A 15,585-nucleotide genomic window follows, 5' to 3' on the forward strand; every position below is an offset into this window, starting at 1 on the left:
GCCGTTGATTGCCAATGACCCCTTTTTACGGCTCGTTAACGGCTCGCCGCGTTCAACTGGCAGTTCTGGCGGCGCGCGGATCGCGCCGCGGGAACAATGGATGTCGTCCCGGCCTCGAGCCGGGACCCACCCACGAATGTCAATTGTTGCGCACGCTGGAGCCGCAATCCCCTCCACAACTCACATCGGTGGTTATTGATCCCGGCATTCGCCGGGACGACGAACGGATCAAGCGTCGCGCGGTTCGTCGCGCCTAAACCGGCTTGCCCGTATACGGCATCGAGGCGGTGAGGCCGCCGTCCACCGGAATCGCCTGGCCGTTGACATAGGATGCGTCGTCGCTCGCCAGGAACAATCCCATCGCCGCCAGTTCGTGCGGCTGGCCGGCGCGCTTCAGCGGATTGAGCTGGCCGATCTTGTCGGCGGTGCCGCGCTCTTTGGCGCGGTCGAACACCGGCTTGGTCATGCCGGTTTCGATCAGGCCGGGACACACCGCATTGATGCGCACGCCGGTGCCGGACAGCGAATAGGCCGTGGTCTGAACCAGGCTGATGACGCCAGCCTTGCTCGCCGCATAGGGATGGCCGCTGGCGCCGGCTTTCAGGCCGGCGACCGAGGCGGTGCAGACGATCGAGCCGTATTTCTGCTTGATCATGTGCGGCATCGCATGTTTGACCGCGAGGAACGGGCCGATCAGGTTGACGCGCAGCACCTCCTGCCATTGCTCCACGGTCTGTTCGGCGAGCGGCACCAGCCCGCCGCTGACACCGGCATTGGCCCAGATCGCGTCGAGCCGGCCGTATTTCGACACCGCTCTGTCGATGAAGGCTTTTACGTCGTGTTCCGAACCCGCATCCGCCATCACGGCCTCGACGGTGCCGCCGGCGTCGCTGACGAGTTTGGCGGTCTCCTTCACGCTCTCGCTGCGGTCGACCGCGATCAGTCTGGCGCCTTCCCTGGTGAACAGCAGCGATGCCGCGCGCCCGATGCCGCTTCCGGCGCCCGTGATGATGACCGATTTGCCTTCGAGGCGGCCCATGCGTTTCTCCCTTGCAGTCTCGTGATGGTCGCGGCCTGCCGCCTTGCGGAATTTCAAACAGGATTTCAAACGCCCAGATCGCTTGAAACGACAAGTCGCTTGAGGCGATGCGCGCGCTGACGTACAGCCTGATCAAACAGTATTGAAGGGTTTTGGCGATGTCCAATAAAGACAAACCGTTCGTCGTGCAGCATTCCGTTCCCGACGGCGTGGTGGCGACCCGGTGGTGGTGGGTGCGCCACGCGCCGGTCCGCGAGGATAACGGCTGCATCTACGGGCAGAAGGATCTGGGCTGCGACACCTCAGATCGCGTGGTGTTCGAGGCGGTCGGAAAAATCCTGCCGCGCGACGCGGTCTGGGTCGCAAGCAATCTGAAGCGCACGCACCAGACCGCGGATGCGATCTGGGCCGCCGGATTTCCAAGACCGGTCGGCATGGCGCAGGAATCCGCATTTGCCGAGCAGCATCTCGGCGAGTGGCAGGGTCTGAACCGCGCCGCGTTCTTCGCCAGCCGGCCGATCGAGGTCGGCAGCTACTGGTTTGCGCCGATCGACGATCCCGCGCCCGGCGGCGAAAGTTTTTTGGATCTCTACAACCGCGTGAAGGGCGCGATCGACCGCATCAGTGCCGAGCACGCCGGCAAGGACATCATCGCGGTGGCGCATGGCGGGACGATCAAGGCCGCGGTCGGCCTCGCGCTTGGCGGCCAGCCGGCGCAAGGCCTCGCCTTCACCATCGACAATTGCTCGGTGACGCGGCTCGATCATCTCGCAAGCGCCGGCCACAGCGGCTGGCGCATTCCGATGGTCAACCAGCAGCCGTGGATCGCCGATGCCTCGCACAACGCCATGCACCAGCCGGCCGGGCCGGAAATCGCGACCGCCAGCAAACTCGCCTGACGAGGCCGCTTCGGTTGTCGAACGCCGCAAAGGCTGCTTAGCTTGAAATCGAAAACCAAAACCGGCGCGATCGACGCCGGTCAATCCTGGAGGAACGCATGACCCTGTTCGATATGTCGGGAAAAGCCGCCGTCATCACCGGCTCGACCCGCGGCATCGGCCGCGCCATCGCCGAGCGCATGGCCGAGCACGGCGCCAAGGTGGTGATCTCCTCGCGCAAGCAGGATGTCTGCGACCAGGTGACAAAAGAGATCAACGAAAAATTCGGCAAGGGGGCCGCGGTCTCGATCGCGGCGAATATTTCAAGCAAGGAGAACCTCCAGCACCTCGTCGACGAAAGCAACCGCGCCTTCGGCAAGATCGACGTGCTGGTCTGCAACGCGGCCTCGAACCCCTATTACGGTCCGCTCGGTGGCATTTCCGACGACCAGTTCCGCAAGATTCTGGACAACAACATCGTCGCCAACAACTGGCTGATCGGCATGGTGGTGCCGCAGATGATCCCGCGCAAGGACGGCTCGATCGTCATCGTATCCTCGATCGGCGGCCTGAAGGGCTCCACCGTGCTCGGCGCCTATGCGATCTCGAAGGCCGCCGACATGCAGCTCGCGCGCAATCTCGCCTGCGAATACGGCCCGCACAACATCCGGGTGAACTGCATTGCGCCGGGCCTGATCAAAACTGATTTTGCCAAGGCGCTGTGGGACAATCCGGAAGCCCTGAAGGCCTCGACTGCGCGCTCGCCGCTGCTGCGGATCGGTATTCCCGACGAGATCGCGGGCGCGGCGGTGCTGATGGGATCGGCGGCCGGCAACTTCATGACCGGCCAGACCATCGTCATCGACGGCGGCGCGACGATCAGTTGAGACTTCGACTCGTCATTCCACCGCCGCGTACACCAGGTCTCGCAGCATCGAGCGGATATATTCGCGCTGGCCGGGGCCCTGCATCATGAACACCGTGAACAGATGTTCGGCCGGATCGATGAAGAAGAACGTTCCGGCCATCCCGCTCCAGAAGTACTGGCCGAGCGATCCCGGGAACGGCGCCATGCCCTGGTGGGTACGGACCGCGAAGCCGAGGCCAAAACTGTGTCCGGCCGGCATCAGGGGAGAATCGACCTTGACGGTGGGGCCGAGATGATCGGACGCCATCAATTCCAGCGTCTTGCGGCCGATGATCCTGATGCCGTCGAGCGAGCCGCCGTTCAGGAGCATCTGGCAGAACCGCGCGTAGTCCATGGTGGTCGAGAGCAGCCCGCCGCCGCCGGACTCCATCGCGGGCTTTTCCAGCATGTCGAAGAGTTGCACCTGGTCGCCGTTCCAGGGATCGGTCGGGAACGGTTCGGCGAGGCGGCCGGCATTGGCTTCGCCGGTGTGGAAGGCGGTCTCCGTCATTTGCAGCGGCGCCAGGATGCGCTCGGTGAGGAACGCGCCAAACGACCTGCCGCTCACGACCTCGATGATGCGGCCCAAAATGTCGGTGGAGCGGCTGTAGTTCCATTCCGCGCCGGGCTGGCACACCAGCGGCAGGCCGGCGAGAATCGTCGCGTGCTCGGCGTTGGTGATCTTGCGGCTGCGCAGCCGCGACTGCTGATAGAGCTGCTGCACCAGGCCGTTACCGGTGTGATCGTAGGTGAGGCCGGAGGTGTGCCGCAGCAGATCCTGGATGGTCATTGGCCGCCTCAAGGGCACCAGATCGAGCCTGCCGTTGTACTCGACGCCGACCTTCTGGCCGGCGAATTCCGGAATGAATTTGGCGACGGGATCGCCGAGCAGGAAATGGCCGTCTTCCAGCAGCATCATGATGCCGACCGAGACGATCGGTTTTGTCATCGAGAAGATGCGGAAGATGGTGTCGTGCGCCATCGGCGCCGAGCCCGCGGGGCTTTGCCGGCCGATCGCGTCGAACCAGCCGATCTGGCCGCGGCGCGCCACCATCACGGTGGCGCCGGGGAGGGTGCCCTTGTCGATCTCGCGTTTGAACGCGTCCGACATCCGCTGCAGGCGCGCGGTGGAAAGCCCGATCGATTCCGGTTTGGCGTGGGGGAGGGACGCGGTCTGCGGGGCTGGCGTCTGTCTGGCGGCGGTTTGCGCGTTCATGGCCTCTTCCATTGGCTTTTTATTGGTTCGGCGATGGGCAGACCCCATCGGCTGTCCTGGTGAAGTCTGACGCAGAAGGCGGGATTTGAACAGATGCTGGCGCGGCTCACCTGCCGCTTCACCCTTGCATTTGGGGCATGGCTTATGCTTGAAACGGCGCGAACTGGCAGCGACGTCCGGTTCCCTGCAGGAGTGTAGCTCAATTGGTAGAGCACCGGTCTCCAAAACCGGGGGTCGCAGGTTCGAGCCCTGCCACTCCTGCCAGCTAAACCCTTGATTTTGGCCGATCCGGCGCTGGCGGCTTCAACCCGGTTCATAGGTTGTTGGTCCGCCGTACCTTGACCTTTGGCCCCGCCCGCGGTACATACCCGCCACCTGCTGCCGGCCCGCTTTGACGGATATCCGGCGCGGCTTTGAAATCCCCCCGAACAATCGAGCCCGCCTGGCGGCTCATCCTTCAAGCGAGGGCTGGGCTTAAGTCGGCTGTTCGGATTCCCTATCCACCAATCGTCTCACGAAGGACGCGGATACCCAACGATGGCTTTCAGCCCGTTCAAATTCCTGCAGGAAGTGCGCTCGGAGACCGCCAAGGTCACCTGGCCGACACGCCGCGAGACGACCATCACCACCATCATGGTATTCGTGATGGTGGCGCTGGCTTCGGTGTTCTTCTTCGCCGCGGATCAGATCATCCGCGTTCTCATCACCTTCCTCTTGGGCATCCACTGATGAGCGTCATAACTCAAACCATGGACAAGCGCTGGTATATCGTCCACGCCTATTCGAACTTCGAAAAGAAGGTCGCGGAATCGATCCGCGAGCAGGCCAAGCAGCGCGGGCTGGAGGAACTGTTCGAGCAGGTGCTGGTGCCGACCGAAAAGGTCACCGAGGTGCGCCGCGGCCGCAAGATCGATGCCGAGCGCAAGTTCTTCCCGGGCTATGTGCTGGTGAAGATGAAGCTGACCGACGAGGCGTTTCATCTCATCAAGAACACCCCGAAGGTGACCGGCTTCCTCGGTGCCGAAAACAAGCCGATGCCGATCTCGGAAGTCGAGGCGATGCGGATCCTGCACCAGGTGCAGGAAGGCGTGGAACGGCCGAAGGCATCGGTGTCATTCGAAATCGGCGAGAATGTCCGCGTGGCCGATGGGCCGTTCGCCTCGTTCTCCGGGGTGGTCGAGGAAATCGACGAGGCGCGGTCGCGCGTCAAGGTCGCGGTGTCGATCTTCGGCCGCGCCACGCCGGTCGAACTGGAATTCGCTCAGGTCGAGAAGGTCTGATCGTGTTGTATTGTCATTGCCGGGCGGAAGCGCGCAGCGCGTCTTTGTGCTAAATGACCCGGCAATCCATCTTCTTCGTAGAAAAGAATATGCGAAGATCGATGGATGCCCGGGTCAAGCCCGGGCATGACGAGAGTGGAAGCGGCGACGCTTTCGGAATGCCGTGGAAGGGGACTGACGGTCGCCAGCCGTCAGGTGAACCGCACCACGGTCCTGTGAAGCGCCCGGAATCCTCCGGGGCAACATGAGGAGTGAGACATGGCAAAGAAAGTGACCGGATACCTGAAGTTGCAGGTGCCGGCCGGCGCGGCGAATCCTTCGCCCCCGATCGGTCCCGCGCTTGGTCAGCGCGGTCTCAACATCATGGAATTCTGCAAGGCGTTCAACGCCCAGACGCAGAAGGAAGAGAAGAACACCCCGATCCCGGTGGTCATCACCATCTATGCGGACCGGTCCTTTACCTTCGAGATGAAGACGCCGCCGATGTCCTTCTTTCTCAAGCAGGCCGCCAAAATCCAGTCCGGGTCGAAGGCTCCGGGCCGCGACAAGGCCGGCCAGGTGACGACCGCGCAGGTGCGCGAGATCGCCGAGAAGAAGATGAAGGATCTCAATTGCGACAACGTCGAGTCGGCCATGAAGATGGTCGAGGGCTCCGCCCGTTCGATGGGTCTGGAAGTTGCGGGGTAACGGGTCATGGCAATCGGAAAACGCTTGAAGCAGGCCCGCGAGGGCGTCGACCGCGAAAAGCTCTATCCGCTCGCGGATGCCATCAAGATGGTCAAGGAGCGCGCCAAGTCGAAATTCGACGAGACCATCGAGATCGCGATCAATCTCGGCGTCGATCCGCGTCACGCCGACCAGATGGTTCGCGGCGTGGTCACGCTGCCGAACGGCACCGGCCGCACCTTGCGCGTCGGCGTGTTCGCCCGCGGCGCCAAGGCGGAGGAGGCCAAGGCTGCCGGCGCTGACGTCGTCGGCGCCGAAGACCTGGTCGAAAAGGTGCAGGGCGGGGCGATCGATTTCGATCGCTGTATCGCCACCCCCGACATGATGCCGCTGGTCGGCCGCCTCGGCAAGGTGCTCGGCCCGCGCGGCATGATGCCGAACCCGAAGATCGGCACGGTGACGATGGATGTCGCCAACGCCGTGAAGGGCGCCAAGGGCGGCTCGGTCGAGTTCCGGGTCGAAAAAGCGGGCATCGTGCAGGCCGGCATCGGCAAGGCCTCGTTCACCGAGGAGAAGCTGGTGCAGAACGTCAAGGCGCTCGCCGACGCGGTCGCCAAGGCCAAACCTGCCGGCGCCAAGGGCACCTACATCCAGCGCGTGGCGGTTTCCTCCACCATGGGCCCGGGTGTCAAGGTCGAGCCGGGCACGCTGCTCGGCTAGGCGTGGCTCGCGAGAGGTTTGATGAACCAGGGCGAAACGGCGTGAAGCCGTTTCGCCCTTTTCATTGACGATGTTGCGACGCTGACCGGCAGCGGGTCCTCGTTTGGTCAGCCGTTCTTCTGCCTGGCGGGGGCGACCCCCGGCACGATAGCGCGAGGCTGGACCGGCGGCGTCGGAGCCTCGTCGAGCACGGCGACCTTGGTGCGGCTGACGCCCACCACCAGCGTTGCCAGATAATGATCGGCCTGTTCCCGAATGTCGCAAAAGCCGCCACGGGTGGTGTCCGACAGCGCGAGTTCGTCGTTGCCGTTGAAAACGTTACGGGCCGCCTTGCGCTGATAGGCGCCGACATTGGCGAAAATATACTGGCTGAGCGCATCCGGAAAATACATTTGCCCGGTCAGCATATCCTTGTCGTCGATGAAGATCTTGAAGTGGACATGCACGGTGCGCCCGCCATACCAGCCGGGATAGACGCTAACGAAAGATGCTTCGCCGCGCGCGTCAACAAACTGGGTGCCGCGCATAAAAGTGCCACCGGTGGTATCGACGTTGCGCCTGTCGCCCTGGCCCGGATAGCCCGAATAGTAGCCGTCGGCGCGGGTATGCCAGACGTCGATCCGCGCGCCCGAGACCGGGGTGCAATTGGCGGCATCCATCACGATGAAGCGCAGCCGCAGCGGCGCGCCGGGATGTCCCTCGGTAATGTCGGCCCGCCGCAGTTTCGGATCAAAATAGAACGGACCCGGAACCGCAGCCGGCGTGAGGGTGCATGCCGGGGTCAGCGGAACCGTCGGGGCTGCCGTCTGCGCCAACCCGCGCGGCGCGGATGCGATGATCGCCGGCGCGGACGCGAGCGCGCCGATGGTCGCGCGCCGGGTGAAACGCGATTTTCCGAAGTGAGACATCGGTTGTCCTTCCAGATGCGCATGTTGACATGCGAAGGCATGGTACACGGGCCGACCACAGTGAAGTAAAGTCACAAATGCTGGCGCCGAATGCGCCGCGATAACGGCCGAAGACGTTTGGGCCGGCCCAGCCCGCAGGGATTCAACGGATGCGAGACAAAGTCCTGATCTATTCCCGCTTCCCGAAGGCGCTGATGCTGCGGATCGGCGAGCGCTACGAATTGATGGACGCCGCCGGCAAGCCGCCGCGCGAAATTTTCAGCGCCGGGCAACTCGCCGATATCCGCGCGATGATCACGGCGGGCGGCACGCCGCTCGGCGCCGGCATCATGGACCTGATGCCCAAGCTCGGCGCGATCGTCTGTTACGGCACCGGTTACGACGGCGTCGATCTCGCGGCGGCGGCGAAGCGAAATATCATGGTGGGCCACAGTCCGGGCGCCAACGCCGCATCGGTCGCCGACATCGCGGTCACGCTGCTGCTGGCGGCGACGCGACGCCTGCTGGTGGCGGACAATTACGTGCGCAGCGGGGACTGGGCGGCCGCAAAGCCGTCGCCGATGATGCGCCCGCAGGCGGGCATGCGCGGCCGCAAGATCGGCGTCTACGGCATGGGCGAGATCGGCCGCAAGATCGCCGCGCGTGTCGCCAGCTTCGAGACCGAGGTCGGCTATTTCAGCCGCAGCCGGCATGACGTGCCGTATCAGTATCTGCCGAGCCTTGAGGCGCTGGCAGAGTGGTGCAGCGTGCTTGTCATCGCGGTCCGTGCCGGTCCCGACACCCATCACATCGTCAACGCCGATATCCTGCGCAGGCTCGGCAAGGACGGCTATGTCGTCAACATCTCGCGCGGCTCGGTGATCGACCAGGCGGCGCTGGTCGCGGCGCTCGCCGACCAGACCATTGCCGGCGCCGGGCTCGACGTCTACGCGAAGGAGCCGCACGCGCCCGACGTGCTCACCGCGTTTGCGAATGTGGTGCTGACCCCGCATGTCGGCGGCCATACGCTCGAGTCGCATGTGGCGATGCAGGATTGCGTGATGGCGAATCTCGCGGCGTTTTTCGCGGGTCGACCACTCGCCCATCCCGTGAGCTGAGGTCGCCCATCGGCGGGACCGACGCGTACGGCCCGTCCCAATCGCTCAGCGGGAAACCGACATTGGCGCGTGTCTCAGTTTGTCGGGGTTGCGCACGAGGTAGATTGCCGCGATGCGGTCGCCGTCGACGGCCAGGCTCAGGCTGTGATCGAGTTCGCCGTCCAGATAGAGCAGGGCGCCCATGGTTCCGTTGATCAGCATCGGTTCGACCTTGATGTCACGGCCGTTGTTTTTCCGGGCAAGACCAATGAAGAGACGCGCGATCTTGTCGGCGCCCGTGACCGGACGCAGCGCCGCGGGCTTGCGGCCACCGCCGTCGGTCACTGCGACCGCATCTTCGCGCAACAACCGGGCCAGCCGCGATACGTCGCCGCTTGCAACCGCTTCACCGAACGCGCTCAGGAGGCGGGCGTGACGATCCGGCGTCGCAGCCGGGGCCGGGCGCACATGTTGCACGGCGCGGCGAGCCCTGGCCGCCAGTTGCCGGCAGGCCGCCTCGGTCCGGTCAAGCATCCCTGCGATTTCCGAGAACGGCATGTCAAAGACGTCATGAAGCAGGAAAGCGGCGCGCGCCAGCGGCGACAGCCGGTCCAGCGCCAGCAGCAGGGCGAACGAGAGATCATCAGCCAGTTCTGTCGCCGCGTCCGAGGCGAGATCCTGCGCATCGAACACCGGCTCGGGAAGCCAGGGGCCGACATAGATTTCCCGCTGAACCTTTGCGCTCTTCAGTCGGTCGAGACAGAGTCTGGTCACGACGGTGACCAGGAAGGCTTCCGGATTGCGAACGTCCCGTGCGCCGGCGAAGCGCAGGTAGGCGTCCTGGATCACATCTTCCGCGTCGCTACGGCTGCCGAGCATGCGATAGGCGAGCCCGATCAACCGCCCGCGATGCGGCCCAAGCGGATCGTTTTCATGCAGCCGGCTTGATGACATCGACATCCCGCCCGCCGACCCTGACCCGCCGGCACTCGCTGGCGTAACCGAGCCCGGCTTTCACCATCGGGAACATCCGCCCCATTTGTAGCGCCAGCGTCAAATCAATGACGCCCTTTTCGCCCCATCGGGCGCGAACGGCGTCGCGAAGTTCATGGTCATCGGCCGATCGGCGGACCACGACGTCGGCAAATCGGTAGGCAAGCTTCGTCGCGCTATTCATCGCGCCTGGATCGCGGCTCAACACCGCCGCGACCTGGTCGTTTGCCATGCCTGCTTCCAGGGCCATATCGACGACCAGCTGGGTGCAGGTACCGCAATCCTCCGCCATGGCGCCGACGAGTTTGGCCGCAAAGCTGGCGTCGACGGGAACCACCTCACGATGACCGGCGGCTTTCGCGAGGGGCGCGAATTTGAAGAATGCGGAGGGCGACGCCTTCAGCATCATCTCGAGATAACCGGTATCGTAACCATAGCGCTTGCTCATGGTGCGCAGCATGCGCCGCGCGATCCAACTACGCATGACGTTCTCCTCGGGTAGGGAAGGCTGAATAGAGGGCAAGCGCCGACGGAAGCACCACAGCGACCAGGTCGAATATGGCGTGATGATCGTGCCCGGTTACGATCATCACGAGATGGAGCAGGGCGTGAGCGGCAAGGAAACCGGCACCGGCAACCGCCGCAGGCCAGTACCGGGACCGCCAGGCCCGGGCGGCGAGTGCAAGGCCGACCACGAGAAATGCCACGCCGACGTCCTGCACGAAGTGCGGGTTATACGGGCCGGTCCCGGTAACGCCGGGTATGTTTGCGTACCAATAGGGGCCGGCAAACAGCATCGTCGAACCGTTGAGCACGGATAATGCCGCAGTAACTGCTGCTATAAGTCTTCGCATGCGAACCTCCGTCGTCCCAGACGAGCGACCGGGCCTCCGCGTGACGGGCCAGGACGAAAGATCCGAGCGGGCCTCGCTGGCCCTGCGAGGCTGTAAATTAGTGCTTGGCAAGCTTGGCCAGACCCGTTAAAGAGCCGCTTCCGGGCGTGCTGGCTATTGCTGGCACGTCCGTGTTCGCATTCCGAAAACCCGATATGATAGGAGACTATTCCTTTTTGGGACGTCCGTAGGGATTGCTCGAAAGGATAGGAACCGATCGCGTCGGTGGAATGCGGCAGGGGTCATTCGGCTTAGCCGTTTGGCCTCGATCCTGTCCGAGACTGCAGGCGCCTGCGATAAACGATAAGTTTTTCAACGGCTTAATTGAACGGCCTGCATAGACGGGTGAAGACCGGATTTCGCTTGGCGTCGCATCTCGCGGCGTCTGGCCTGTTTGGTTCGAACCTCGACACCCCGCGCCATCTGGCCCGGGAGGGCAGGCTTTTCAATGTCGTCTTGCCCGGCGTGTCCTTGGGACTGGTGTCCAGGGGTCAGGTTTTGGGCGGGACGATGGGTGCAACCCGGCGGTCTCGCTTATCGCGAAGGCCGCCAACCGGAGAGAGCTTGCTGTGGAAAGAGCGGCAAAAAAGGACGCGGTTGAGGCGCTGAACGCGGTCTTCAAGACCACGAGCGTCGCGATCGTCGCCCACTATTCCGGCCTCACCGTGGCCCAGATGCAGAAACTGCGCATGCAGATGAAGCAGGCGGGCGCCTCGGTGAAGGTCTCGAAGAACCGTCTCGCCAAAATTGCTCTTGAAGGCACTGACGTCGCAGCCATCGGCTCCCTCCTGAAGGGGCCGACCGTGATCGCAACTTCGAAAGATCCGGTCGCGGCGCCAAAGGTTGCCATCGAATTCGCCAAGGCGAACGAAGCGTTCGTCATCCTCGGCGGCTCGATGGGTAAAACCGTCCTGAATGTCGACAGCGTGAAGGCACTCGCCTCCTTGCCGTCGCTGGACGAACTGCGCGGCAAGATCGTCGGCCTCCTGGTGGCGCCGGCGACCAAGCTCGCCCAGCTCGCCAATGCGCCCGCGGCCAAGCTCGCGCGCGTCATTCAGGCCCATGCCTCAAAGAGCGAAGCGGCCTGACCCTTCGCCAATCAACCTGGTTCGAACCAAACCGTTTAAGGAAACTGATCAATGGCTGACCTACAGAAAATCGTCGACGACCTCTCGAGCCTCACCGTGCTCGAAGCCGCCGAGCTCGCCAAGCTGCTCGAAGAAAAGTGGGGCGTGTCCGCCGCTGCCGCCGTTGCGGTCGCCGGTCCCGCTGCCGCTGCCGCTGCTCCGGTCGAGGAGAAGACCGAGTTCACGGTCGTTCTCGCCGCTGCCGGCGACAAGAAGATCGAAGTCATCAAGGAAGTCCGCGCCATCACCGGCCTGGGCCTCAAGGAAGCCAAGGACCTCGTCGAAGGCGCGCCCAAGCCGGTCAAGGAAAGCGTGAACAAGGACGAGGCCGACAAGATCAAGGCCCAGCTCGAGAAGGCTGGCGCCAAGGTTGAGCTCAAGTAACCGCAGGTTACTTGAGCGAAATCCCGGGCGAGCGAAGCACTATCCGGGATCCTTATCCCCGGACAAACGAGGCGCAAGCCGAGCGCGATCCGGGGATCGCTCCACCAAGAACGTGGATGGCCGGGACAAGCCCGGCCATGACGAAAACGGGGGGCGTCAAATTGCGGACACGCGAGGCCTCGGCCGAGCGACATCCGGAAGCATGCAAACGGTGCGCGACCGGCTTTCGCGTGGCGCGCCGAACACAAAAAAGTGTGGGGATTCGCGGGGTTAATCCTCGACTCTCCACGATTGCCATCCCATATCGGGGCGGCAGCAGAAAAACACGGTCGGCGGCGGGCATGGCAGGTGCCCGGCGTAAGCCGTTGGGAGACAGTCAAATTTCGGGCTTTTTCAGTCCGTGAAGCGAAAAGTTGTGACGGGCGGGTGCGGTCAAGCGCGCCCCGCGCGTCGTTTTGCGTTTTGAAGGTCTGAAGAACGAATTCGGGACTTTATTCCTGAAATTGGACTTCTGGCTTTTGAATCGAAATTCAACCCGGAGGCGATGGCAGTCGCGCTTCGGAAGGTTCGCCCCCTTCAGGGCGACGAAACGAGAGGCCACGATGGCGCAGCAGACATTCACCGGTCGCAAACGCGTTCGCAAGTTCTTCGGACACATCAAGGAAGTCGCCGAGATGCCGAACCTGATCGAGGTTCAGAAGGCGTCCTATGACCAGTTCCTGATGGTCGATGAGCCGGTCGGCGGGCGGCTGGACGAGGGCCTGCAGGCCGTGTTCCGGTCGGTATTCCCGATCTCCGATTTCTCCGGCACCTCGATGCTGGAATTCGTCCGCTACGAATTCGAGCCGCCAAAATACGACGTCGACGAGTGCCGCCAGCGCGGCATGACCTATGCCGCGCCGCTGAAGGTGACGCTGCGGCTGATCGTGTTCGATATCGACGAGGAAACCGGTGCCAAGTCGGTCAAGGACATCAAGGAGCAGGACGTCTACATGGGCGATATCCCGCTGATGACGATGAACGGCACCTTCGTCGTCAACGGCACCGAACGCGTCATCGTCTCGCAGATGCATCGTTCGCCCGGCGTGTTCTTCGACCACGACAAGGGCAAGACCCATTCGTCCGGCAAGCTGCTGTTCGCCGCGCGCGTGATTCCCTATCGCGGCTCCTGGCTCGACATCGAATTCGACGCCAAGGACATCGTGTTCGCGCGCATCGACCGCCGCCGCAAGATTCCCGTGACCTCGCTGATGTACGCGCTCGGTCTCGACGGCGAGACCATCCTCTCGACGTTCTACAAGAAGATCAATTACAAGCGCACCAAGGATGGCTGGCGCGTGCCGTTCGATGCGGCCCGTTTCCGCGGCTACTCCACGATCAACGATCTGATCGACGCCGATACCGGCAAGGTGGTGCTCGAGGCCGGCAAGAAGCTGACCGTGCGCAGCGCGCGTCAGATGCAGGAAAAGGGCCTGAAGGCGCTGCGCCTGTCGGACGAAGAGCTGGCCGGCAACTATCTCGCCGAAGATCTCGTCAATCCGAAGACCGGCGAGATCTACGCCGAAGCCGGCGAGGAAATCACCGAGAAATCGCTGAAGGCGCTGAACGAGCAGGGCTACAAGGAGCTGCCGCTGCTCGACATCGACCACGTCAATGTCGGCGCCTACATCCGCAACACGCTGCATGCCGACAAGAACATGACGCGCGAAGACGCGCTGTTCGACATCTACCGCGTGATGCGTCCCGGCGAGCCGCCGACGATCGACTCGGCCCAGACCATGTTCCAGTCGCTGTTCTTCGATAGCGAGCGCTACGACCTTTCCGCGGTCGGCCGCGTCAAGATGAACATGCGCCTCGAACTCGATGCGCCCGATACCCATCGCACCCTGCGCAGGGAAGATATCCTCGCCGTCATCAAGACGCTGGTGGATCTGCGCGACGGCAAGGGCGAGATCGATGACATCGACCATCTCGGCAACCGCCGGGTGCGCTCGGTCGGCGAATTGATGGAGAACCAGTACCGCATCGGCCTGTTGCGCATGGAGCGCGCGATCAAGGAGCGGATGTCGAGCGTCGATATCGACACCGTCATGCCGCAGGACCTGATCAACGCCAAGCCGGCCGCGGCCGCGGTGCGCGAGTTCTTCGGCTCCTCGCAGCTCTCCCAGTTCATGGACCAGACCAACCCGCTGTCGGAGATCACCCACAAGCGCCGTCTCTCGGCGCTTGGACCGGGCGGCCTGACCCGGGAGCGCGCCGGCTTCGAGGTGCGCGACGTGCATCCGACGCATTACGGCCGCATCTGCCCGATCGAGACGCCGGAAGGCCCGAACATCGGCCTGATCAACTCGCTCGCGACCTTTGCCCGCGTCAACAAATATGGCTTCGTCGAGACGCCGTATCGCAAGGTGAAGGACGGCCGCGTCACCGACGAGGTGGTGTATCTCTCGGCGATGGAGGAGGGCCGCTATCGCGTCGCGCAGGCCAATGTGCCGCTCGACAACAAGGGCCGCTTCACCGAAGACCTGATCGTCTGCCGCCACGCCGGCGAAGTGCTGCCGATCACGCCGGACAAGGTCGATTATATGGACGTGTCGCCGAAGCAGCTGGTTTCGGTCGCCGCGGCCCTGATCCCCTTCCTCGAGAATGACGACGCCAACCGCGCGTTGATGGGCTCGAACATGCAGCGCCAGGCGGTGCCGCTGGTTCGCGCCGAGGCGCCGTTCGTCGGCACCGGCATGGAAGGCGTGGTGGCGCGCGACTCGGGAGCCGCGATCGCCGCCCGCCGGACCGGCGTGATCGACCAGATCGACGCCACCCGTATCGTTATCCGCGCCACCGAGGATCTCGATCCGACCAAGTCGGGCGTCGATATCTATCGGCTGATGAAGTACCAGCGCTCCAACCAGTCGACCTGCATCAACCAGCGTCCGCTGGTGAAGGTCGGCGACGTCGTCAGGAAGGGCGACATCATCGCCGACGGCCCCTCGACCGATCTCGGCGAGCTCGCGCTCGGCCGCAACGTGCTGGTCGCGTTCATGCCGTGGAACGGCTACAACTTCGAAGATTCGATCCTGCTCTCCGAGCGGATCGTGAAGGACGACGTCTTTACCTCGATCCACATCGAGGAATTCGAGGTGATGGCCCGCGACACCAAGCTCGGACCTGAGGAAATCACCCGCGACATTCCCAACGTCTCGGAAGAAGCGCTGAAGAACCTCGACGAAGCCGGTATCGTCTATATCGGCGCCGAAGTGCGCGCCGGCGATATCCTGGTCGGCAAGATCACGCCGAAGGGCGAGAGCCCGATGACCCCGGAAGAAAAGCTGCTGCGCGCCATCTTCGGCGAAAAGGCGTCCGATGTTCGCGATACCTCGCTCCGCGTGCCCCCGGGCGTGCAGGGCACGATCGTCGAAGTCCGCGTCTTCAACCGCCACGGCGTCGACAAGGACGAGCGTGCGCTGGCGATCGAGCGCGAAGAGATCGAGCGTCTGGCCA

The 15,585-nt window shown here is 63.6% G+C and carries 16 protein-coding genes and 1 tRNA gene; 11 read left to right on the plus strand and 6 right to left on the minus strand.

Annotated elements, in window-relative coordinates:
* Window positions 1–253 precede the first annotated feature (253 nt).
* Window positions 254–1,039: an SDR family NAD(P)-dependent oxidoreductase gene (locus WCE35_RS09100; RefSeq protein ID WP_424593014.1), complete on the minus strand. Its 786-nt coding sequence runs from the start codon at window positions 1,037–1,039 to the stop codon at window positions 254–256.
* A gap of 158 nt (window positions 1,040–1,197) precedes the next feature.
* On the opposite strand from WCE35_RS09100, the gene WCE35_RS09105 reads away from it, so the two are divergent.
* The gene (locus WCE35_RS09105; RefSeq protein WP_424593015.1) at window positions 1,198–1,938 is read left to right on the plus strand and encodes a histidine phosphatase family protein; all 741 of its coding nucleotides are present in this window, start codon (window positions 1,198–1,200) and stop codon (window positions 1,936–1,938) included.
* Window positions 1,939–2,036: 98 nt separating this feature from the next.
* Window positions 2,037–2,804 carry an SDR family NAD(P)-dependent oxidoreductase gene (locus WCE35_RS09110; RefSeq protein WP_424593016.1) on the plus strand — a complete coding sequence of 256 codons (768 nt, stop codon included), beginning with the start codon at window positions 2,037–2,039 and terminating at the stop codon, window positions 2,802–2,804.
* Window positions 2,805–2,816: 12 nt separating this feature from the next.
* On the opposite strand, the gene WCE35_RS09115 is transcribed toward WCE35_RS09110, so the two are convergent.
* Entirely contained in the window at window positions 2,817–4,040 is a 1,224-nt protein-coding gene (locus tag WCE35_RS09115) for a serine hydrolase domain-containing protein (RefSeq protein WP_424593017.1), read from the minus strand.
* Between the two features lie 188 nt (window positions 4,041–4,228).
* Between WCE35_RS09115 and WCE35_RS09120 the strand changes: the two genes are divergently transcribed.
* The 5 genes from WCE35_RS09120 (at window position 4,229) to rplA (ending at window position 6,706) form a co-directional block, all read left to right on the plus strand.
* A tRNA-Trp gene (locus WCE35_RS09120) sits at window positions 4,229–4,304 on the plus strand.
* A gap of 273 nt (window positions 4,305–4,577) precedes the next feature.
* A complete protein-coding gene (gene secE, locus WCE35_RS09125) occupies window positions 4,578–4,769 on the plus strand; it encodes a preprotein translocase subunit SecE (RefSeq protein ID WP_424593018.1) in 192 nt (63 codons plus the stop codon).
* 20 nt (window positions 4,770–4,789) lie between these two features.
* A complete protein-coding gene (nusG, locus tag WCE35_RS09130; protein ID WP_424593029.1) occupies window positions 4,790–5,320 on the plus strand; it encodes a transcription termination/antitermination protein NusG in 531 nt (176 codons plus the stop codon).
* Between the two features lie 258 nt (window positions 5,321–5,578).
* Window positions 5,579–6,007 carry a 50S ribosomal protein L11 gene (gene rplK / locus WCE35_RS09135; protein WP_424593019.1) on the plus strand — a complete coding sequence of 143 codons (429 nt, stop codon included), beginning with the start codon at window positions 5,579–5,581 and terminating at the stop codon, window positions 6,005–6,007.
* A gap of 6 nt (window positions 6,008–6,013) precedes the next feature.
* Window positions 6,014–6,706 carry a 50S ribosomal protein L1 gene (gene rplA, locus WCE35_RS09140; RefSeq protein WP_424593020.1) on the plus strand — a complete coding sequence of 231 codons (693 nt, stop codon included), beginning with the start codon at window positions 6,014–6,016 and terminating at the stop codon, window positions 6,704–6,706.
* Window positions 6,707–6,813: 107 nt separating this feature from the next.
* Here the strand turns inward: rplA and WCE35_RS09145 are convergent, their stop codons facing one another.
* On the minus strand, window positions 6,814–7,614 hold the full coding sequence (locus tag WCE35_RS09145) for an intradiol ring-cleavage dioxygenase (protein WP_424593021.1): 801 nt from the start codon (window positions 7,612–7,614) through the stop codon (window positions 6,814–6,816).
* Between the two features lie 149 nt (window positions 7,615–7,763).
* On the opposite strand from WCE35_RS09145, the gene WCE35_RS09150 reads away from it, so the two are divergent.
* On the plus strand, window positions 7,764–8,711 hold the full coding sequence (locus WCE35_RS09150) for a 2-hydroxyacid dehydrogenase (protein ID WP_424593022.1): 948 nt from the start codon (window positions 7,764–7,766) through the stop codon (window positions 8,709–8,711).
* A 45-nt stretch (window positions 8,712–8,756) separates the two neighbouring features.
* Here WCE35_RS09150 and sigJ read toward each other — a convergent pair whose 3' ends face one another.
* The 3 genes from sigJ to WCE35_RS09165 are packed head-to-tail and all read right to left on the minus strand — an operon-like array spanning window position 8,757 to window position 10,537.
* A complete protein-coding gene (gene sigJ / locus WCE35_RS09155; protein WP_424593023.1) occupies window positions 8,757–9,650 on the minus strand; it encodes an RNA polymerase sigma factor SigJ in 894 nt (297 codons plus the stop codon).
* Window positions 9,622–10,167: a hypothetical protein gene (locus WCE35_RS09160; RefSeq protein ID WP_424593024.1), complete on the minus strand. Its 546-nt coding sequence runs from the start codon at window positions 10,165–10,167 to the stop codon at window positions 9,622–9,624. The genes sigJ and WCE35_RS09160 overlap by 29 nt, the downstream gene beginning before the upstream one ends.
* The gene (locus WCE35_RS09165; protein WP_424593025.1) at window positions 10,160–10,537 is read right to left on the minus strand and encodes a hypothetical protein; all 378 of its coding nucleotides are present in this window, start codon (window positions 10,535–10,537) and stop codon (window positions 10,160–10,162) included. Before WCE35_RS09165 ends, WCE35_RS09160 begins: the two co-directional genes overlap by 8 nt.
* A 608-nt stretch (window positions 10,538–11,145) precedes the next feature.
* On the opposite strand from WCE35_RS09165, the gene rplJ reads away from it, so the two are divergent.
* The 3 genes from rplJ to rpoB form a co-directional block, all read left to right on the plus strand.
* On the plus strand, window positions 11,146–11,664 hold the full coding sequence (rplJ, locus tag WCE35_RS09170; RefSeq protein WP_424593026.1) for a 50S ribosomal protein L10: 519 nt from the start codon (window positions 11,146–11,148) through the stop codon (window positions 11,662–11,664).
* A 51-nt stretch (window positions 11,665–11,715) separates the two neighbouring features.
* Complete coding sequence (gene rplL / locus WCE35_RS09175) at window positions 11,716–12,087, plus strand: 50S ribosomal protein L7/L12 (RefSeq protein WP_424593027.1); 372 nt, start codon at window positions 11,716–11,718, stop codon at window positions 12,085–12,087.
* Between the two features lie 602 nt (window positions 12,088–12,689).
* Window positions 12,690–15,585: DNA-directed RNA polymerase subunit beta (rpoB, locus tag WCE35_RS09180; RefSeq protein ID WP_424593028.1), on the plus strand; the 2,896-nt coding region annotated here is incomplete at its 3' end.

The sequence above is a fragment of the Bradyrhizobium sp. genome (assembly GCF_049691595.1).
GTDB lineage: Bacteria > Pseudomonadota > Alphaproteobacteria > Rhizobiales > Xanthobacteraceae > Bradyrhizobium.